Genomic DNA, 17,727 nt, shown 5'->3' on the forward strand with positions numbered 1-17,727 from the left:
CCCCCCTTCCCTCATTTCGGCGGATGTGTCGCCCACCAATGCCGCGCGATCTCCTCGCGCGTCGCTACCCAGACATCGCCGCAGGCCACCAAGTGGTCCAGGAAACGGGCGAGCGAGGCGGCGCGCCCGGGCCGGCCCACCAGCCGGCAATGCAGGCCCACGCTCATCATCTTGGGCGCGCCGGCCGCCCCCTCCGCCCGCAGCATCTCCACCGCATCGCGCAGGTAGCGCTCGAAGCCATCCGGATCGCCGAAGCCCGGCGGCACTGCGAATTTCATGTCGTTGGCGTCGAGCGTGTAGGGGATGATCAACTGCGGCTTGCCCGCCACCTCGATGTAGTGGGGCAGGTCGTCATCGTAGGAATCGCTGTCGTAGAGGAAGCCGCCATGCTCGGCGACGAGGCGGCGCGTGTTGGGGCTGATGCGCCCCGTGTACCAGCCGACCGGGCGCCTGCCGGTCAGCCGCTCGATGGTCTCGACGCAGCGGGCGATCTCGGCGCGCTCCTCGTCCTCAGGCATGCCATGGTAATCGATCCAGCGCCAGCCATGGCTCGCCACCTCGTGGCCCGCCGCCGCGAAGGCGCGCGTCACCTCCGGGTTCAGCTCCAGCGCCCGGCCCACGCCATAGACGGTGAATTTCAGGCCCCGCTGCGCAAAGAGGCGCATGACGCGCCAGACGCCGGCGCGGGCGCCGTAGTCGAACTGCGTCTCCACCGTGCGGTTGCGCTCGCCCAGCGTGGGGCTGCCGCCCGGCACCTCATGCAGATAGAGCTCGGAGCCCGCATCGCCGTTCAGCACGGTGTTCTCGCCGCCCTCCTCGTAGTTCAGCACGAAGGAGAGGGCGAGCTTCGCGCCATTGGGCCAGCGCGGGTCGGGCGGGTTGGCGCCATAGCCCCGCAGGTCGCGCGGATAGGTGGTTCCGGGCGCCATGACATGGGGCGAAACGGGGTCGGGGGCGGGCGTCTTGCTCATGAGGCACAGCTTCAACGGCGCGCGGACGGGGTCAAGCGGTGACAGCGGCGCGCCACTGTAGCAAAAGACACGGGACCGCCGCCGATTCGCCGGACGATCCAGGAGAAGAGCCCATGTCCCGCCGCCTCACCCCAGCCGCTTTCGGCGCCGCCCTCTTGGCCCTGGCCGCCTGCGCCGAGACCCCGGCCCCGGCCGTCACCGCCGCCCCGCCCGCGCCGGCCCCCGCCGCGCCCGCCCCGCAGGTGGACCCGAACCGCGCCCTGCCGATCTTCTTCGAGGCCTGGTCCGCATTCCTCGAGGAGCCGGCGCGCGTCGCCCTCGCCGAAGTCGCCACCTATATCAAGGCCAACCCGCGGGTGCCCGTCCTGGTGGTGGGCTATGCCGACCCGCGCGGCTCGGCCGAGGCCAACATGATCCTCTCGCGCCTGCGGGCGCGCGTGGTGGCCGACACGCTGGTCGAGAACGGCGTGCCGCGGAACCGCATCCGCATCCTCTACCGCGGCGCCACCCCAGGCTTCGAAAGCCTGGAGAGCCGGCGCGTCGAGGTCCGCGTGGACCGCGGCCAGCGGTAATTCCAGTGGGGGCGGGAAACCGCCCCCGCCTCCGGGTGTTGGTCTGCACACGCCCGGAGTTTCCCATGCCTTGCAGGCTCATCGCCGGCACCATGGCCGCCGGCCTTTTCCTCGCGCCTTCTCTCGCGGTACCGGCGAAACGCGATGCGTCGCTGCCTCGGCCCCTGTCGCGGACGTCCCTGATCCAGTTGCCCGAGCCCGACCGCCGCCAGGTGCTGCTGCGCTTCGCGCGCGGCGTTACGGGGCTCGACGCGGACCAATACGCGGAACTCGCCCCGATCCTGGAACGCCTGAGGGCAGAGCCGCGCGCCATCGTCACCATCACCAGCCACGCCGAACGGATGGCGTTCGGGATCGCTCGCGCCCGGGCTGCGGCGGTTCGGCGCGCGATCATGGGCCAGGGCATCGCGGCGCGGCGCATCCGCGTCGTGAATGCGGGCATGGTGGCGGGGGTGGACCCGGATGTGGTCCAGATCAGGGTGCGCTAGCCGGCGCCGGTTAGCCCTTTCTTTACGTCGTCCGCCTATCGGGCGGGGTCAGCCCTCGCGGGCTGCACGATGCCGGAGAAACGAGCATGTTCCTGAGAGCGCCCGCCGTCGAGAATGCGGCACCCAAGATCGCTGTCCTGGAAGCCCTGGGCGCATGTGTCATGCTCGCCGATCCCGAGCTGAACATCACCTACGTCAACCCCGCCGCCATGTCCCTGATGCAAGAGGCGGCGGCCGAGCTGAAGCGGGAGCTGCCGCGCTTCGACCCGGACCGGCTGATCGGCAGCAACATCGACATCTTCCACAAGAAGCCGGCGCATCAACGCGGCATGCTGGCCGCGCTGGCCAAGCCGCATGCGGCCACCATCACGGTCGGTACGCGCAAGTTCGACCTGCTGGTCTCCCCCCTCTCCGACAAGGGCGCCAGGCTCGGCTTCGTCGTCGAATGGGCGGATGCTCGGCACCGCCTGCTCAACCTCGATTACGCAGCGCAACTGGCGGCGATCAACCGCAGCCAGGCGGTGATCGAGTTCGCCACCAACGGCACGATCCTGCGCGCCAATCCGATCTTCCTGGAGGTCATGGGCTACACCGAGGCCGAGGTGGTCGGCCAGAACCACCGGATCTTCATGCCGCCGGGCGAGGCGGACCTGCCGGACTACGCCGCGCTCTGGGAGGCGCTGCAAACCGGCACGTTCCGCGCGGCCCGCTTCCGCCGCATCACCAAGGACAGGCGCGTCGTCTGGATCGAGGGGGCCTACAACCCGATCGTGGACGAGAAGGGCCAGGTGACGAAAGTCGTGAAGTTCGCGGTGGACGCGTCGCGCAAGGTCAAGATGCAGCAGAACCTCCGCGAGCAGATCGCCGAGATCGAGGGCGCGGTCGGGCAATCCACCCAATCGGCCACGGGGGCGTCCGCCGCCACCGCCGCCACGGTGGGGAACCTGCGCGATGCGGAGGCGAGCAGCGGGGAGCTGGCAAGCTCGACCGGCGAGATCGCGCAGACCATGGCGCGCACGCGCGAGGCGGCGGCCTCGGGCCTGGACCAGGCCGTGCAGGTGGCGAAGAGCGCGGATGAGCTCGCCGCAGCGGCCCAGGCGATGACCGGCATCGTGGACCTGATCCGCAGCATCGCGAGCCAGATCAACCTGCTGGCGCTGAACGCGACCATCGAGGCCGCGCGCGCCGGTGAAGCGGGCAAGGGGTTCGCCGTCGTCGCCTCGGAGGTGAAGAGCCTGGCTTTGCAGGCGGCCCGCGCGACGGAGCAGATCCGGACGGAGATCGACGGCCTTCAGACGACATCGCAGAGCGTGGCTGGCGCCGTCTCCGGCATCCGCAGCTCGATGACGACGATCACGGAGAGCGTGGGGATCACGGCCGCGGCCGTGGAGGAACAGCGGGCCGTCTCGGCCGGCATGGCCAACACGATGGGCAGCGCGCTGGCCGCGATGGAAGACGCCGATGGCCGGATCAGCGAGATCGAGAGGGCCATCGGCCAGGTCTCGACGGCGATCGGGCGCACGCGCCAGATCGCCGAGGAGCTTGCGAACTGAGCCTCTGGCTCAGTTCCGCGCCTTGTCCACGAGCTGGCCCTTGGTGATCCAGGGCATCATGGCGCGCAGCTTGGCGCCCACTTCCTCGATCGGGTGCTCGGCCAGGCGGCGGCGGGTGGCCTTGAAGCTCGCCTGGTTGACCTTGTTCTCCAGCATCCAGTCGCGGGCGAACTTGCCGGTCTGGATGTCATCCAGAACGCGCTTCATCTCGGCCTTGGTCTCGGCGGTGATGATGCGCGGGCCGGTCACGTATTCGCCGTACTCGGCCGTGTTGGAGATCGAGTAGTTCATGTTCGCGATGCCGCCCTCGTAGATCAGGTCCACGATGAGCTTCACCTCGTGCAGGCACTCGAAATAGGCCATCTCGGGGGCGTAGCCGGCCTCGACCAGCGTCTCGTAGCCGGCCTTGATCAGCTCGACCAGGCCGCCGCAGAGCACCACCTGCTCGCCGAAGAGGTCGGTCTCGCACTCTTCCTTGAAGGTCGTCTCGATGATGCCCGAACGGCCGCCGCCGACGGCGGACGCATAGGAGAGCGCGATCTCGAGCGCATTGCCCGAGGGGTTCTGCGCGACGGCCACAAGGCAGGGCACGCCGCCGCCCTTCTGGTATTCGCCGCGCACCGTGTGGCCGGGGCCCTTCGGCGCGATCATGAACACGTCAATGTCCGGACGCGGGTCGAGCAGGTTGAAATGCACGTTCAGGCCATGCGCGAAGGCGAGCGCGGAGCCGGGGCGCAGGTTTTCGTGCAGATGCTCGCGGTAGAGGTCGCCCTGGAGCTCGTCCGGCGTCAGCACCATGACGACATCGGCCCACTTGGCGGCATCGGCCGGCGACATCACCTTGAAGCCGGCCGCTTCGGCCTTCTTCCACGAACCGCCCGGGCGCAGGCCGATCACGACCTCCTTCACGCCGCTGTCGCGCATGTTCATGGCATGGGCATGGCCCTGGGAGCCGAAGCCGATCACGGCGACCTTCTTCGCCTTGATCAGGTTCACATCGGCATCACGATCGTAATAGACGCGCATCTTGGGCGCTCCTCTTCGCTGTCAGTCCAGATAGAAAAAAATCACGCCGCCATGTGCGCCGTGCCGCGCGCGATGGCAACCGCCCCCGTGCGGCAAACTTCCCTGAGGCCAAGCGGGCGCATCAGCCCGCAGAAGGCGTCGATCTTGTCGGCATTGCCGGTCATCTCGAAGACGAAGCTCTCGGTCGTCGCATCCACCACGCGGGCGCGGAAGGCATCGGCCAGGCGCAGCGCCTCGACGCGCTGCTCGCCGCGTCCCACCACCTTGATGAGCGCCAGTTCGCGCATCAGGTGCGGGCCTTCCATCGTCAGGTCATGCACCCGGTGCACGGGGACGAGGCGGTCGAGCTGCGCCTTGATCTGCTCGATCACCATCTCGGTGCCCGAGGTGACGATGGTGATGCGCGAGAGGCGCCCCTCGTCATCCACGGGGGCGACGGTCAGGCTGTCGATGTTGTAGCCACGGCCGGAAAAGAGGCCGATGACGCGGGCCAGCACGCCGGCCTCATTTTCCACCAGCACAGCGATCGTGGCCGTGCGCGTATTCGTTCCAGACATCCGTCATCCATCCGAGACTTGAGGGGCGCACCGCATGGCGCGCGGCGCCCGAATTTCCCTGCGAGAGCGATCGCGCGCCCTACACCAACACCTTGCCAGCATCGGTGACCGCGGCCGCGTTCTTCTCCTGCCCCGGGCCCAGGATCATGTCGTTATGCGCGGCCCCCGAGGGGATCATCGGGAAGCAGTTCTCGTCCTTGGCCACGCAGATATCGGCGATGACCGGGCCGGGATGGGCGATCATCTCGCGGATCACGTCATCCAGCTGGTCGCTGGTTTCAGCCCGCAGGCCGCGGGCGTGGAACGCCTCGGCCAGCTTCACGAAATCGGGCAGCGCATCGCTGTAGGATTCCGAGTAGCGGCCGCCATGCAGCAGCTCCTGCCACTGGCGCACCATGCCCATGTATTCGTTGTTCAGGATGAACACCTTCACCGGCAGGCGATACTGCGCGAGCGTGCCCATCTCCTGGATGTTCATCAGGATCGAGGCCTCGCCCGCGATGTCGATGCAAAGCGCATCGGGATGCGCGATCTGCACGCCCATCGCGGCCGGCAGGCCATAGCCCATGGTGCCGAGCCCGCCCGAGGTCATCCAGCGGTTCGGCTTGTCGAAGCCGAAATACTGCGCGGCCCACATCTGGTGCTGGCCCACCTCGGTCGAGATGAAGGTCTCGCGGCCCAGCTCCTTCGTGATCTCGTAGAGGCGCTTGACCGCGTGCTGCGGCTTGATGATCGGCCCCTGCTGGACATAGGCGAGGCAGTCGCGCTTGCGCCACTCGTCGATCTGGCGCCACCAGCCGAGCTGCGCCTCCTTCGCGACCGGCGTCGGGTCGCTCTTCCAGCACTCGATCATGGCGGCGAGGACGGCGGCGGCATCGCCCACGATCGGCACGTCCACCTTCACGTTCTTGTTGATGGAGGAGGGGTCGATGTCGGCGTGAATCTTCTTCGAACCGGGGCTGAAGGCATCGAGGCGGCCGGTAATCCGGTCATCGAAGCGGGCGCCGATGTTGAGCATCACGTCGCAGCCATGCATCGTGAGGTTCGCCTCGTAGGTGCCGTGCATCCCCAGCATGCCGATGAATTGCGGATCGGTGGCCGGGAAGGCGCCGAGGCCCATCAGCGTGTTGGTGCAGGGCATGCCCGTCAGGTGCACGAACTCGCGCAGCAGGCGCGAGGCCTCGGGGCCGGAATTGATGACGCCGCCGCCCGCATAGATCACGGGGCGATGGCTCTGCTTCAGCAGGCGCACCGCTTCCTGGATGCGTGCGGCGTCAGGCTGCGTCACCGGGCGATAGCTGCGGTGCGGCGCGCTCGGCGCCGGCGCCTCCACATAGGGGGCGGGCTTGATCAGGATGTCCTTGGGCAGATCAATCACCACCGGGCCCGGGCGGCCGGACTTCGCCACATAGAAGGCGTCATGCATGACGCGGGCGAGATCGTCGCTGCGCTTCACCAGGTAGTTGTGCTTGGTGGCGGGGCGGGTGATGCCGGTGGTGTCGGCTTCCTGGAAGGCGTCATTGCCGATCAGGTGCGTCGGCACCTGGCCGGTGAGGCAGACCACCGGGATGCTGTCCATCAGCGCATCCACGAGGCCCGTCACCGCATTGGTGGCGCCGGGGCCGGAGGTGACGAGCACGACGCCGACCTTGCCGGTGGAGCGTGCATAACCCTCGGCCGCGTGCACCGCCGCCTGCTCGTGCCGCACCAGGATGTGGCGAATGGAATTCTGCTGGAACAGCGCGTCATAGATCGGCAGGACGGCGCCACCCGGATAGCCGAAGATGACATCCACGCCCTGGTCCTTCAGCGCGCGGAGGACGACCTCGGCGCCGCTTTGCAGGGCGGTGTCGGCGGCGGGGGCTGCGGTCGTGGACATGGCACTCTCTTGTGATCTGACGGCGGAGGCTTACGGGCCTGGACCCGGCGCGTCAACCGCCAGATTGAAGAAACGCGAAGATTTCGGGGTGATTTCTTTCTGAAAGTTGCGTCAGACCCGCAATTCGCGCATTGATCCTATGCGTCGCTGAGGGGGCCACCAATTCCTGGTGCCGAAACCAGGTCGCTTGCCGGCGCGTATAGGTCCAGGTGCCGGCGATGGCGCGGCGGTCGGCCTCGGCGCGACTGATCTCGCCGCGCCATTCGGCCGCGAGTTCGGGTACGCCATGGGCGCGCATGGCGGGCAGGCGGGCGTCCAACCCCTGGTCCACCAGAGCGCCCACCTCCTCCAGCGCGCCCTGCGCGCGCATGATGGCCCAGCGGGCGATGATGGCCGGGTGCAGCTGCTCGCGCGGGGGTGTCAGCAGGATGGCGCGGAAGTCGTAGCGGGCGGGCGGCAGGCGGGGGGCGGCGCCGTGCCAGGCGGCGAGGCTCTGCCCGGTGGCGAGGAAGATCTCCAGCGCGCGCGCGATGCGCTGGCTGTCGGAGGGGCGAAGCTTCGCCGCATCCTCGGGGTGGAGTTGCGCATGCAACTGCTCGGAGCCCAACGCCGCCAAGCGGGCGCGGGCTTCCTCGCGGGCTTCGGCGGGCACCTCCGGCAGGATCGAAATCCCCTGGGTGAGGGCGCGCAAATACATCCCCGTGCCACCGCAGAGGATGGGCAGGCGGGCCTTGGCCATCTCGGCCAGCGCCGCCTCGCGCCACCAGGCGACGGAGCCCGCCTCGGCCGCCGGCAGCACGCCGTAAAGCGCATGCGGCGCACGCGCTTCATCCTCCGGCGGCGGGCGGGCGGTGACGATGCGCAGCTCGCGATAGCATTGCATGGCGTCGGCATTGATCACGGTGCCGCCGAAGCGCTCGGCCAGTTCCAGCGCCAACGCGGATTTCCCGGAGGCGGTGGGCCCCGCGATGATCAGGGCCTTCCGCAGAGGCGCGGGGTCCGGTTGCGTCATGCGCGCGCCCCCGGCATGGTCCGGCCGCCATGCCCCATGTCCTGACCCTGATCGCCCCGCCCGGTGCCCTGGCACCTGCCCATGTGAACGCCGCCCGCGCCGCCCTGATGGCGCTTGGCGCGGATTGCGACGCCGTGGAATGGCTCGCCGAGGACGAGGCAGCTGACCTGCCCTTCCAGGCACTCGCTGCCGAACAGGCCATCGCCGCCGTGCGCGGCGCGCTGGGCGAGGCAGCGCTGGACCTCATCGCGCAACCCCGCGCCGGGCGCCGCAAGAAGCTGCTGCTGGCCGACATGGACAGCACCATCGTCACCACCGAGACGCTGGACGAAATCGCGGCCTTCGCCGGCCTCAAGGAGAAGATCGCCGAGATCACCGCCCGCTCGATGAATGGCGAGCTCGATTTCAAGCAGGCGCTGACCGAACGCGTCGGTATGCTGAAGGGCCTGGACGCCTCGGCGCTCGAGGAAACCTGGAAGGCCACGGAGCTCATGCCGGGCGCGCGCGAGCTGGTGGCGACCATGCGCCATCATGGCGCGCGCACCGCCTTGGTCTCGGGCGGCTTCACCTTCTTCACGGGCCGCGTGGCGGAGCTGGTGGGGTTCCATGAGCACCACGCCAATACGCTCTTGCTCGAAGACGGCAAGCTCACCGGCCAGGTGGGCCAGCCCATCCTGGACCGCGACGCCAAGCTCGCCACGCTGAAGCGCCTCGCCGCCGCGCATGGGCTGGCGCTGACCGAGGCCGCGACCATCGGCGATGGCGCGAATGACCTGGCGATGATCCAGGCGGCGGGGATGGGTGTCGCCTATCGCGCCAAGCCCAGCGTGGCCGCGGCGGCACGGCACCGCATCGAGCATGGGGATCTTCGGGGCCTGTTGTTTGCGCAGGGCTACAAGGCGAGCGAGTTCGTGGGCGGGTAGCGGCGTTCAAACGCCCACCAGTGCCCGCCAAGCGACACGGGCGGCGATCGCGTAGAGGCACAGCCCGAAACCCCAGGCCAGCGCGCGTTGCGGCAGGCGCCGGCTCAGCCGGGCCGCGGCGGGTGCGACCAGCATGGCCGGCGCGGCCAGCAGCACGAGACCCGGCAGGCTGACCTGCCCCAGCGCGGCGATCGACCACGGCCCGCCCGCCAGGGCCGCCAGCGTGGCGGGGGTCGAGATGGCCAGGTTGAACACCGCGCCCGCCCCCACCGCGCGGTGCAGCCCGATGCCGAGGAGCCCGAACACAGGCCCGCTCAAGGTCCCTGCCCCCACCCCCAGCGCGGCCGAGGCAAACCCGATCAGGCCGGGCGGCAGCCAGCCCCAGGGGGTTCGCGGCAAGCCCCCCTCCGCCGGCACGCCCAAGCCCAGCACCAGCGTTGTGGCGAGCCCGGCGGCCAGGGCGGCGAAGACCAGCAGCGAGAGCACCACCGGCGCGAAGGGTGCGGCGAATACGCCCACCAGCCCGCCGAGGATCATCGCCGGCAGCCAGGCGCGCAGCAGACCACGTTCCACGCTGCCCGCCCGCGCATGCGCGTGCACGGCCGTGATGGCCGAGAGCAGGATCACCCCCTGCGCTGTGCCGATGGCGAGCGGGAGACGTTGTTCCACCGGCAGATGGGACAGGATTTCGAGCAGTGCCGGCACCGCGATGACGCCGCCGCCGATCCCGAGCAGCCCCCCGGCCAGGCCGATCCCGGCGCCCGCCAGCAGCAGCGCGACCAGGGTCGGAAGGGTCAGTTCCAAAGCGCCCCCCCGATCGGGTGGGGGGCCGCCAGGGCCATGCTCAGCCCCGGACCGCGGCGGCCAGTTCGCGCACCTGGTCCAGCACCTGGCGGACGCTGTCCGGCTTGGCGCGGCCCTGCTCGTCCAGCGACTTGGCGAGCGTATCGATCAGCGCACTCGCCACCACCGCGCCATCGGCGACTTTGGCCGCGAAGCCCGCCTGCTCCGGCGTGCGCACGCCGAACCCGATGGCGATGGGCAGGTCGGTATGGGCGCGGATGCGCGGGATGGCGGCGCGCAGCGCCTCCGGGTCCGCACTGCGCGTGCCGGTGATGCCGGTGATCGCCACGTAATAGACGAAGCCTGAGGAGGCGTTCAGCACCAGCGGCAGCCGCGCGTCATCCGTGGTGGGGGCGACGAGGCGGATGATGTCCATGCCCGCCGCCATCGCGGCCGGGGCCAGCACCTCCGCCTCTTCGGGCGGCATGTCCACGACGATCAGGCCATCCACGCCGCTCGCCGCCGCATCGGTGACGAAGCGATCCGCGCCGTAGGAGAGGATGGGGTTCAGGTAGCCCATGAGGATCACGGGCGTCGCGTCATCCTCGGCGCGGAAGTCGCGCACCATGGCGAGCGTGCCGGCCAGCGTCGCACCCGCCTTCAGCCCGCGCTGCCCGGCGAGCTGGATGATCGGCCCATCGGCCATGGGATCGGTGAAGGGAACGCCGATCTCGATCAGATCCGCGCCGGCGGCGGGCATGCCGCGCAGGATGGCCATGCTGGTGGCCGGGTCGGGGTCATAGGCTTCGAGGAAGGGGATCAGCGCGCCGCGGCCCTCGGCCTTCAGCGCGGCAAAGCGGGCAGCGATACGGCTCACAACTTGACTCCGAGATGGCCGGCGACGGTGAAGATGTCCTTGTCGCCGCGGCCGCACATGTTCATCACGATCAGCGTCTCGGCCGGGAGCGTCGGCGCCACCTTCAGCACGTGGGCCAGCGCATGCGCGGGCTCGAGCGCGGGGATGATGCCCTCGAGGCGCGAGCAGAGCTGGAAGGCCTCCAGCGCCTCCTTGTCCGTCGCGTTCACGTATTGCACGCGGCCCAGCTCATGCAGCCAGGAATGCTCGGGGCCGACGCCGGGATAGTCGAGGCCGGCGCTGATGGAATGGCCTTCCAGGATCTGGCCGAACTCGTCCTGCAGGAGATAGGTGCGGTTGCCATGCAGCACGCCGGGGCGGCCGCCGGTGAGGCTCGCCGCATGGCCCGTCTTGGTCTCGATGCCGTGGCCGCCGGCCTCCACGCCGTGCATCTGCACCGAGGCGTCATCCAGGAAGGGATAGAAAAGCCCCATGGCGTTGGAACCGCCGCCAATCGCGGCCACCAGCAGGTCGGGCAGGCGGCCCTCGGCCTCCTGCATCTGCACGCGCGTCTCCGCGCCGATCACCGACTGGAAGTCGCGCACCATCATCGGATAGGGGTGCGGGCCGGCCACCGTGCCGATGCAGTAGTAGGTGTCCTCGACATTCGCGACCCAGTGGCGCAGCGCCTCGTTCATCGCGTCCTTCAGCGTGGCGGCACCCGAGGTGACGGCGACGACCTCGGCCCCCAGCAGCTTCATGCGAAAGACGTTGGGCTGCTGCCGCTCGACGTCGGTCGCCCCCATGAAGACGGTGCAGGGCAGGTTGAACAGCGCGCAGGCGGTGGCCGTCGCCACGCCATGCTGGCCGGCGCCGGTCTCGGCGATGATGCGCTTCTTGCCCATGCGCTTGGCGAGCAGAATCTGCCCCAGCACGGCGTTGATCTTGTGGGCGCCGGTGTGGTTCAGCTCATCGCGCTTGAAATAGACCTTTGCCCCTTTCCCCGGCTCGGCCTTGGCGCGGCAGTGCTCCGTCACGCGCTCGGCGAACCAGAGCGGGCTCGGGCGGCCCACATAATCCTTCAGCAGGCGGCGCCACTCGGCATCGAAAGTGGGATCGGCCTTCGCCGTCGCATAAGCTGCCTCGACCTCGAGGATGAGGGGCATCAGCGTCTCGGCGACATAGCGGCCGCCGAAGCCGCCGAAGCGGCCGGCGGAATCCGGGCCGCTCTTGTAGGTGTTGGGCTTGAGGAGCTGGTTCAACGGAGGCATCCCGGGAGCTGGCGTGTCGCCATGGTCATATAGAAGGCGCGGGCTTTTCCCAACCCCTGGCGGCGGCGATGAAATCCCGGATCAGGGCCGCGTCCTTCACGCCGCGCGCGCGCTCGACGCCGGAGGAGACGTCCACCCCCGGCGCGCCGCTGGCCGCGATGGCCTCGGCGACATTGACGGGCGTCAGGCCACCGGCCAGCAGCCATGGCTTCGGGATCGGGGCCAGCCGCGCGAGCCGCCACTCGAAGGGCGCGGCATTGCCGCCGGGCAGCACGGCATCCGGCGGCGGCTTGGCGTCCAGCAGCAGCCGGTCCACCACGGGCGCGTAGGCTGCGATCTGCGCGAGGTCGGCCTCCGTCGCGATGCCGATGGCCTTCATCACCGGCACGCCGAAGCGCGCGCGAATCGCGGCCACGCGCGCGGGGCTTTCCTCGCCATGCAGCTGGATCACGTCGAGCCGTGCCGCGGCCAGAGCCGCCTCCAGCAGCGCATCCGCCGGGTCCACGAAGAGGCCGACGCGGCGCGGGCCGCCTTCCACGCTGGCCGAGATGGCGCCCGCCTGGTCCGGCGTCACCGCGCGCGGCGAAGCGGGGAAGAAGACGAAACCCACGAAGTCTGCACCCGCCTCGGCCGCCCAGGCCAGCGCCTCGGGCGAGTTCACCCCGCAGATCTTGACCTCGATGCTCACCGGCCGAGGCCCGCCGTGATGGCGGCGGCGGCGGCGGCCGGGTCGGCGGCCTCGGTGATCGGGCGGCCCACGACGATCCAGTCGGCCCCGGCCGCCACCGCATCTTCGGGCGTGGCAATCCGCACCTGGTCGCCCGCGGCGCTGCCCGCGGGGCGGATGCCGGGCACCACCAGCATGGGCGCCTCGCCCAGCGCGTCGCGGATCAGCGAGACCTCGCGCGGCGAGCAGACGAGGCCATCCGCGCCGGATTCCATCGCCATGCGGGCCAGGCGCAGAACCTGCTGCGCCGGGCCGCCCGCCACGCCGACCACGCCCAATTGCTCGGAGTCCATGCTGGTGAGCACGGTGACGGCGAGCAGGACAGGGCGGGCAGGCCCGGCCGCCTCGGCCGCCTTGCGCGCCGCGGTGATCATCGCCGGCCCGCCGCCCGCATGCAGCGTGAGCATGGAGGCGCCGAGCGGCGCGAGGGAGCCGACCGCGCCCGCCACCGTGTTCGGGATGTCGTGCAGCTTGAGGTCGAGAAAGACCGGCGCATGCGCGGCAAGCCGCGCCAGCGCGGGCGGTCCGGCCGCGCAGAAGAGTTCGAGCCCGAGCTTCACCAGCCCGGCGTAGGGTGCGACCCGGCCCGCTAGCGCCTCGGCCGTCTCCAGCTTCGGGGTGTCGAGGGCGACGATGAGCCGGCCCTCCGGGCCTGTCGGGCGATGCAGCATGACTCGGGACACATCCTCAGTGCGGCTTGGCGGGCCTGGGATCGCGGCTGGCGAGTTCCGCGTCAAGCAGGGCAGCCGCTTGGCGCAGCTGCGCCGCACTCCGCCGCGCCGGAAGATGCGCGAGCCAGACGGTCAGCGCCCCGGCCAGGAAGGTGACGAGGCAGGGAACCAGAATGGCCTGCCAGAGCGGAATTTCGACGACCCAGCCGTCGGGCCAGAAGGTGACGGCGACATGTTCAGGATTGGCGAGAGCGAAAAACGCTAGGGCCACCGCGAGCAGCGCCGGCAGCAGGTAAGTGATCACCCGGCCTCGCCAGGGTCCTGCCCGCCATTGACGCGGGCGCGCAATTCCTTGCCCGGGCGGAAATGCGGCATGCCCTTGCCGGCGACGGCCACCGCCTCGCCCGTGCGGGGGTTGCGGCCCTGGCGCGGGTCTCGCCGCCGGGTGGTGAAGGCGCCGAAGCCGCGCAGCTCCACGCGATCCCCGCGCGCGAGGGCGGCACTGACCTCCTCGAAGATGGTGCTGACCACGGCCTCGACATCCGGCAGGCGCAGATGAGGGTGCTGCATGGCGAGATGCGCGATCAGTTCGCTCTTTGTCATGGTCCCCTCAAGCAACGGCCCGGGCGTATAGCATGCCGAGTTGGAAGGTTTTGCAAGGGCTGAGTGCCGTCTCAGCGGGGAAGAATATGCCCGGGCCACCAACCCTGAGCCCGCAGGACTGAGACGGCCCCCTCCCAGAGACGGAGCGACGCCATGGAGAGCACCCGTTCCGCCGTCCCGCGCGGGTCGAGATCGCGCAGGCGGAGTTCGGCGGGCAGGCCATGCGTCTCGGCCAGCCAGCGCCGCGCCTCGGCCTCGCCGCCGATCGCATCCACCAGCCCGAGCGTGACCGCCTGGCGGCCGGTCATCACGCGCCCATCGGCGATTTCACGCACGCGCTCCTCGGGCATGTTGCGCCCGGCCACCACCATGGCGACGAACTGGCTCTGCATGTCCTGCACGACGGCATTGAGCGAGGCGCGGCCCTGCTCGGTCAGCGGACGGAAGGGGCTCGGCTGATCCTTCAAGGGGCCTGAGGTCAGCGCCTCGGCGCGCAGGCCCAGGCGTTCCATCAGCTCCGAGACCTCGAAGGATTGCAGGATCACACCGATCGACCCGGTCAGCGTCGCCTCGCGCGCGAAGATGCGCTCGGCCGGCAGCGCCACCATGTAGCCGGCCGAGGCCGCGGTGCCGCCCATGACGGCGACGACGGGCTTGCCCGCAGCGCGAACGCCACGAATGGCGGTGTGCAGCGCCTCGCCGCCCGCCACCGTGCCGCCGGGGCTGTCGATGGAGACGAGCAGCGCCCGCACCTGCGAGTCCCGGCCCGCACGCTCGACCAGGCGCACGAGATCACGATTGTCGGTAATCGTGCCGTTCAGCGGCAGGCGGGCGATGTGTTCTCCGCCCAGCGCAGGGTTCTCCGGCAGGCTGTCCGCCATCAGGACGGCGCCGCCCAGCACGGCGCCCAGGATGAGGGCGGCGCGCCAGAAGCCGAGCTGCCGCTTCAGCCGGCGGCGATCGAGAAGGAGATCGGGCTCAAGGGCCATGGGTTCTGCATCCGTCCGAGGGTCGCGCTGACATAGGGTCACGCATGCCGGCTGCGAAGACAGGAAAAGCCAGCCGGGGCGATGGACAGGCGGCGCCGCTGGCGCTATGGACCGCGCCACCAAGGGCGCCGACTTAGCTCAGGGGTAGAGCAACTGATTCGTAATCAGTAGGTCCGGGGTTCGATTCCCCGAGTCGGCACCATTTTTTCAGTAACTTAGGCCGCGTTAGCCGCAGGACAGCGGCCTTGGAACTGTGGCCAGTACGGTGCCGCGAGCTTTCGCTGCGCGACAGGGTCACCGCCCAGGGAGGAGCAAACCGTCCTGCGGCGCGGCCTCCAGAGCCTCCAACACGCGACGTTCCTTCACCAACCGGCCGTTTCGGAAAGTGCTCACCGTGTTGATGTGCGCACGCACAGGCTGGAGAAGTAACTTGTCCTTAAAGGCGGTATCGGAAGTGTATTTGAACGCCAAATCCTCGGAAACCGAACCTCGAAGGATGTTTCCCTCACCATCCGGTAAACGTAGCTCAAATTCTCGCGAATCTGGAAGAACTCCTAGAAGAATTCCGACAATAGGCGCCAGCTCTTCCTTAACCTCAATTTCGTTTAGCCTGTCGGTAAGGCGCCTCACGTCCTCCAGAGACAATTCTACCTTATTCATGTCCCCGAAGATCTTCGTGCTTGCGCCAGAGTCTCGGAGCAGCTTCGCAAACCCCTGCACGGCGGCGACAAGCCGAGCCGGGGTTTTCTCGATGGTATGAGCAAATTCATCTTCTTCCGCCCGGCTTAAGACGGAGATGAGTTCTGTGCTTCGTTCGAGAGCATCCTTCAGCCGCGTTTCAACCAATTCCGTCTGATCCGGCAAAACTTCCTCTAGGATGAACCCCATGGATCCCCTGACAATGTCTCGGATAAACAGCCGCGAAAGGTCAGCACCAGGCAGGCGGCCACGCAGGGGCAGCGCCTCGGAAAGCGCAGACGCCAGAGAAAGCGATACGATTTTCTGGTAGCTATCCAGAGCCTGGGTTGTGAAATCGAGGCGGATGTCGCCAGACCCGATGACGGGGTTGCCGTCGAATATCAGCGCGACCGAGGCATGATTCGCGCGCGTCAGACTGGATGCACGCATCTGCTCATCGATTTCCGCTAGCCGGTTCTCCCACATGAGGCGGCTGGTTCCCCACGGGTTCGCGGAAGCCGCCAGAAGCTGCTGTTCGACGTAGAGCCGGTCGGCTTGCAGCGCCTCAATGGACAGGAGCGTGGGCATTAGGTTGTCCCTAACGCAGCGAGAGCCACTTGGTCGCCCGCCGGGTCCAACGGGATCGTAGCGAAGCCTTTCCAGGCAAACGTATTACGTTGGTGTGAGAAGAGGCTATACCAATAGATCGTCGCCTGGATCAGCCCCATGGGCTGCAGTTCCTGGAAAAGTAGCGCGTATGTATCGAGGGAGAAGCGCGCCTTATTGTGGTTCCTATTGGCGATTTCGTGCTGCCAGAATGGCAAACCATGCGTCTGCCAGGATACTGAATTTGTTAGATACTTCGTCGGTGCATCAAGGAGACTGAAAACGTCGATGTCTCCCGGCGGCCTGCCGGCCAACGCCTCGATGTTCTCCACGAAGCTGCCGTCGATGAATTGGAAACCTGAGGTGTACCCGTCACTGGCGATCAGGGCACGGTAGGCGATCAAATTCCGCAGCAGATGGCGCCGTTCGGGGGTGGTCCCCAGGGATGCCCCGAGCTCCGACATTGTGGACACGTAGGGTGAACGGTCGTGTGTAGCGGCGTCTGCACCGATGAACGGCGGCAACAACCCGCGCATGTCAAAAGGCGGCAGCGGCACGCGCGTTCTCTCTCCCCTACAAAATTGCGATCGCATACAACTTTTGCACTCATTCACCGAGGCGTAAACAGTGCCGCCACCCGGCCAGCCGTTGGGCGTGGACAGCGTGTTGCCCTTGCCCACGCGGACAAGGCGCAGTCCGCTTAAGTCGACGCACAGGTCTCGAACCAGACCAGGGCCGCGTTAGACCTCAACTCGGACACCGTTACCGCGCGCGGTGTAGAGCCGCGCTTGTAAGGTGGCAACCGACAACCATTGCCGCATCTCTCTTGGAAATCCTATTGAAATTGCAGCATTTTAGCCGACTTCGTAATCAGTAGGTCCGGGGTTCGATTCCCCGAGTCGGCACCATCTCCCAACACGCGAGATCCAGACACGCAAACGGCCGCCCCCTCCCGGAAGCGGCCGCTGCACATCCTTGCGGGAAATCAGGTCCCGGGGCCGACCAGCGTGATCTCGATGCGGCGGTTCTGCGCGCGCCCGGCCGGCGTGTCGTTGGACGCGATCGGGTTCGCCTCGCCACGCCCATCGGCCGAGACCAGGTTCCGCGGCGCGCCCTGGCGGATCAGGCTGTCCGCCACCGTGTCGGCCCGGCGCGAGGACAGGTCGAGGTTGGTGCTGATGCCCTGGCGGCGCAGTTCGGGCCCGACCGGCGTCGTGTCGGTGTAGCCCTCGACGATGATGCGCGTGTTCTGCAGGCCCTGCAGCGTCGGGATCATCTTGCCCAGCGCCTCCTGCGCGCGGCGATCGATGTGGTACCCGCCCGAGGAGAAGAGAATGCGGTCGGTCATCGTGACCTTCAGCCGGCCTTCCAGCAGCTGGATCGTCGCCTCATCGGCGGTGTAGCGGGCCTGGAGCTGGTTGTAGGCGGCCTGCAGCTGGTCGTAGCGCTGCTCGGAGACGCAGCCAGCGAGCAGGGGGGCGGCGAGGACAGCCGGCAGGGCGGCGACGAGAAAACGGCGTTGCATGGTAGTTCTCCTTTTTTGCCTTCCATGATTGTTGGCA

20 protein-coding genes and 1 tRNA gene are annotated in these 17,727 nt (G+C 68.5%); 5 read left to right on the plus strand and 16 right to left on the minus strand.

All coding sequences use genetic code 11. The features are described 5' to 3' along the window. Window positions 1-11: 11 nt before the first annotated feature. Window positions 12-971: an allantoinase PuuE gene (gene puuE / locus ACQ860_RS08760; RefSeq protein ID WP_431302998.1), complete on the minus strand. Its 960-nt coding sequence runs from the start codon at window positions 969-971 to the stop codon at window positions 12-14. Window positions 972-1,084: 113 nt separating this feature from the next. Here puuE and ACQ860_RS08765 point away from each other — a divergent pair, with 113 nt between their 5' ends. The 3 genes from ACQ860_RS08765 to ACQ860_RS08775 all read left to right on the plus strand — a co-directional run bounded on the left by ACQ860_RS08765 (window position 1,085) and on the right by ACQ860_RS08775 (window position 3,584). Next, window positions 1,085-1,543, plus strand: coding sequence for an OmpA family protein (locus ACQ860_RS08765; protein WP_431302999.1), 459 nt, complete (start codon window positions 1,085-1,087; stop codon window positions 1,541-1,543). Between the two features lie 92 nt (window positions 1,544-1,635). Next, complete coding sequence (locus ACQ860_RS08770; RefSeq protein WP_431303000.1) at window positions 1,636-2,031, plus strand: OmpA family protein; 396 nt, start codon at window positions 1,636-1,638, stop codon at window positions 2,029-2,031. Between the two features lie 86 nt (window positions 2,032-2,117). After that, a complete protein-coding gene (locus tag ACQ860_RS08775; protein WP_431303001.1) occupies window positions 2,118-3,584 on the plus strand; it encodes a methyl-accepting chemotaxis protein in 1,467 nt (488 codons plus the stop codon). Window positions 3,585-3,593: 9 nt separating this feature from the next. Here ACQ860_RS08775 and ilvC read toward each other — a convergent pair whose 3' ends face one another. From ilvC to miaA, 4 genes are all read right to left on the minus strand, one after another. Continuing rightward, window positions 3,594-4,610, minus strand: coding sequence for a ketol-acid reductoisomerase (gene ilvC, locus ACQ860_RS08780; RefSeq protein WP_431303002.1), 1,017 nt, complete (start codon window positions 4,608-4,610; stop codon window positions 3,594-3,596). A 41-nt stretch (window positions 4,611-4,651) separates the two neighbouring features. Then, a complete protein-coding gene (ilvN, locus tag ACQ860_RS08785) occupies window positions 4,652-5,167 on the minus strand; it encodes an acetolactate synthase small subunit (RefSeq protein WP_431303003.1) in 516 nt (171 codons plus the stop codon). 79 nt (window positions 5,168-5,246) lie between these two features. Beyond that, window positions 5,247-7,046: an acetolactate synthase 3 large subunit gene (locus ACQ860_RS08790; protein ID WP_431303004.1), complete on the minus strand. Its 1,800-nt coding sequence runs from the start codon at window positions 7,044-7,046 to the stop codon at window positions 5,247-5,249. Window positions 7,047-7,098: 52 nt separating this feature from the next. Beyond that, complete coding sequence (gene miaA / locus ACQ860_RS08795; RefSeq protein WP_431303005.1) at window positions 7,099-8,058, minus strand: tRNA (adenosine(37)-N6)-dimethylallyltransferase MiaA; 960 nt, start codon at window positions 8,056-8,058, stop codon at window positions 7,099-7,101. A 29-nt stretch (window positions 8,059-8,087) separates the two neighbouring features. Between miaA and serB the strand changes: the two genes are divergently transcribed. Beyond that, window positions 8,088-8,981, plus strand: coding sequence for a phosphoserine phosphatase SerB (gene serB / locus ACQ860_RS08800; protein WP_431303006.1), 894 nt, complete (start codon window positions 8,088-8,090; stop codon window positions 8,979-8,981). Between the two features lie 6 nt (window positions 8,982-8,987). Here serB and ACQ860_RS08805 read toward each other — a convergent pair whose 3' ends face one another. Genes ACQ860_RS08805 through sppA form a run of 8 tightly spaced genes read right to left on the minus strand, consistent with a single transcriptional unit; the run spans window position 8,988 to window position 14,881 of the window. Next, window positions 8,988-9,785 (minus strand): sulfite exporter TauE/SafE family protein, encoded by a 798-nt coding sequence (locus ACQ860_RS08805; protein ID WP_431303007.1) that lies wholly within the window; start codon window positions 9,783-9,785, stop codon window positions 8,988-8,990. Window positions 9,786-9,825: 40 nt separating this feature from the next. Then, window positions 9,826-10,641: a tryptophan synthase subunit alpha gene (gene trpA / locus ACQ860_RS08810; RefSeq protein ID WP_431303008.1), complete on the minus strand. Its 816-nt coding sequence runs from the start codon at window positions 10,639-10,641 to the stop codon at window positions 9,826-9,828. Next, entirely contained in the window at window positions 10,638-11,891 is a 1,254-nt protein-coding gene (trpB, locus tag ACQ860_RS08815; RefSeq protein WP_431303009.1) for a tryptophan synthase subunit beta, read from the minus strand. Before trpB ends, trpA begins: the two co-directional genes overlap by 4 nt. 25 nt (window positions 11,892-11,916) lie before the next feature. Further along, entirely contained in the window at window positions 11,917-12,579 is a 663-nt protein-coding gene (locus ACQ860_RS08820; RefSeq protein WP_431303010.1) for a phosphoribosylanthranilate isomerase, read from the minus strand. After that, window positions 12,576-13,289 (minus strand): orotidine-5'-phosphate decarboxylase, encoded by a 714-nt coding sequence (gene pyrF, locus ACQ860_RS08825; protein ID WP_431303011.1) that lies wholly within the window; start codon window positions 13,287-13,289, stop codon window positions 12,576-12,578. The genes ACQ860_RS08820 and pyrF overlap by 4 nt, the downstream gene beginning before the upstream one ends. A 16-nt stretch (window positions 13,290-13,305) precedes the next feature. Continuing rightward, window positions 13,306-13,593: a LapA family protein gene (locus tag ACQ860_RS08830; RefSeq protein ID WP_431303012.1), complete on the minus strand. Its 288-nt coding sequence runs from the start codon at window positions 13,591-13,593 to the stop codon at window positions 13,306-13,308. After that, complete coding sequence (gene ihfB / locus ACQ860_RS08835; RefSeq protein WP_431303013.1) at window positions 13,590-13,907, minus strand: integration host factor subunit beta; 318 nt, start codon at window positions 13,905-13,907, stop codon at window positions 13,590-13,592. The genes ACQ860_RS08830 and ihfB overlap by 4 nt, the downstream gene beginning before the upstream one ends. A 56-nt stretch (window positions 13,908-13,963) precedes the next feature. Next, on the minus strand, window positions 13,964-14,881 hold the full coding sequence (sppA, locus tag ACQ860_RS08840; RefSeq protein WP_431303014.1) for a signal peptide peptidase SppA: 918 nt from the start codon (window positions 14,879-14,881) through the stop codon (window positions 13,964-13,966). A gap of 127 nt (window positions 14,882-15,008) precedes the next feature. Here sppA and ACQ860_RS08845 point away from each other — a divergent pair. Further along, window positions 15,009-15,083: transfer RNA gene (locus tag ACQ860_RS08845), tRNA-Thr, on the plus strand. 92 nt (window positions 15,084-15,175) lie between these two features. Here ACQ860_RS08845 and ACQ860_RS08850 read toward each other — a convergent pair. From ACQ860_RS08850 to ACQ860_RS08860, 3 genes are all read right to left on the minus strand, one after another. Beyond that, window positions 15,176-16,147, minus strand: coding sequence for a hypothetical protein (locus ACQ860_RS08850; protein ID WP_431303015.1), 972 nt, complete (start codon window positions 16,145-16,147; stop codon window positions 15,176-15,178). Beyond that, window positions 16,147-16,845, minus strand: a complete 699-nt coding sequence (locus tag ACQ860_RS08855; RefSeq protein ID WP_431303016.1) for a DUF6932 family protein — start codon at window positions 16,843-16,845, stop codon at window positions 16,147-16,149. Before ACQ860_RS08855 ends, ACQ860_RS08850 begins: the two co-directional genes overlap by 1 nt. A gap of 305 nt (window positions 16,846-17,150) precedes the next feature. Next, the gene (locus tag ACQ860_RS08860; protein ID WP_431303017.1) at window positions 17,151-17,690 is read right to left on the minus strand and encodes an OmpA/MotB family protein; all 540 of its coding nucleotides are present in this window, start codon (window positions 17,688-17,690) and stop codon (window positions 17,151-17,153) included. Window positions 17,691-17,727: the final 37 nt, after the last annotated feature.

The sequence above is a fragment of the Sediminicoccus sp. BL-A-41-H5 genome, assembly GCF_050632405.1.
Lineage (GTDB): Bacteria > Pseudomonadota > Alphaproteobacteria > Acetobacterales > Acetobacteraceae > Roseococcus.

What these genes read in the sequence shown, in the direction of transcription:
- serB (WP_431303006.1), top strand. Translation starts at nt 8,088, where the DNA reads ATGCCCCATGTCCTGACCCTGATCGCCCCGCCCGGTGCCCTGGCACCT.
- pyrF (WP_431303011.1), bottom strand. Translation starts at nt 13,289, where the DNA reads ATGCTGCATCGCCCGACAGGCCCGGAGGGCCGGCTCATCGTCGCCCTC.
- ACQ860_RS08790 (WP_431303004.1), bottom strand. Translation starts at nt 7,046, where the DNA reads ATGTCCACGACCGCAGCCCCCGCCGCCGACACCGCCCTGCAAAGCGGC.
- ACQ860_RS08770 (WP_431303000.1), top strand. Translation starts at nt 1,636, where the DNA reads ATGGCCGCCGGCCTTTTCCTCGCGCCTTCTCTCGCGGTACCGGCGAAA.
- ilvC (WP_431303002.1), bottom strand. Translation starts at nt 4,610, where the DNA reads ATGCGCGTCTATTACGATCGTGATGCCGATGTGAACCTGATCAAGGCG.
- ACQ860_RS08850 (WP_431303015.1), bottom strand. Translation starts at nt 16,147, where the DNA reads ATGCCCACGCTCCTGTCCATTGAGGCGCTGCAAGCCGACCGGCTCTAC.
- ACQ860_RS08765 (WP_431302999.1), top strand. Translation starts at nt 1,085, where the DNA reads ATGTCCCGCCGCCTCACCCCAGCCGCTTTCGGCGCCGCCCTCTTGGCC.
- puuE (WP_431302998.1), bottom strand. Translation starts at nt 971, where the DNA reads ATGAGCAAGACGCCCGCCCCCGACCCCGTTTCGCCCCATGTCATGGCG.
- miaA (WP_431303005.1), bottom strand. Translation starts at nt 8,058, where the DNA reads ATGACGCAACCGGACCCCGCGCCTCTGCGGAAGGCCCTGATCATCGCG.
- ACQ860_RS08860 (WP_431303017.1), bottom strand. Translation starts at nt 17,690, where the DNA reads ATGCAACGCCGTTTTCTCGTCGCCGCCCTGCCGGCTGTCCTCGCCGCC.
- ilvN (WP_431303003.1), bottom strand. Translation starts at nt 5,167, where the DNA reads ATGTCTGGAACGAATACGCGCACGGCCACGATCGCTGTGCTGGTGGAA.
- ACQ860_RS08775 (WP_431303001.1), top strand. Translation starts at nt 2,118, where the DNA reads ATGTTCCTGAGAGCGCCCGCCGTCGAGAATGCGGCACCCAAGATCGCT.
- trpB (WP_431303009.1), bottom strand. Translation starts at nt 11,891, where the DNA reads ATGCCTCCGTTGAACCAGCTCCTCAAGCCCAACACCTACAAGAGCGGC.
- sppA (WP_431303014.1), bottom strand. Translation starts at nt 14,881, where the DNA reads ATGGCCCTTGAGCCCGATCTCCTTCTCGATCGCCGCCGGCTGAAGCGG.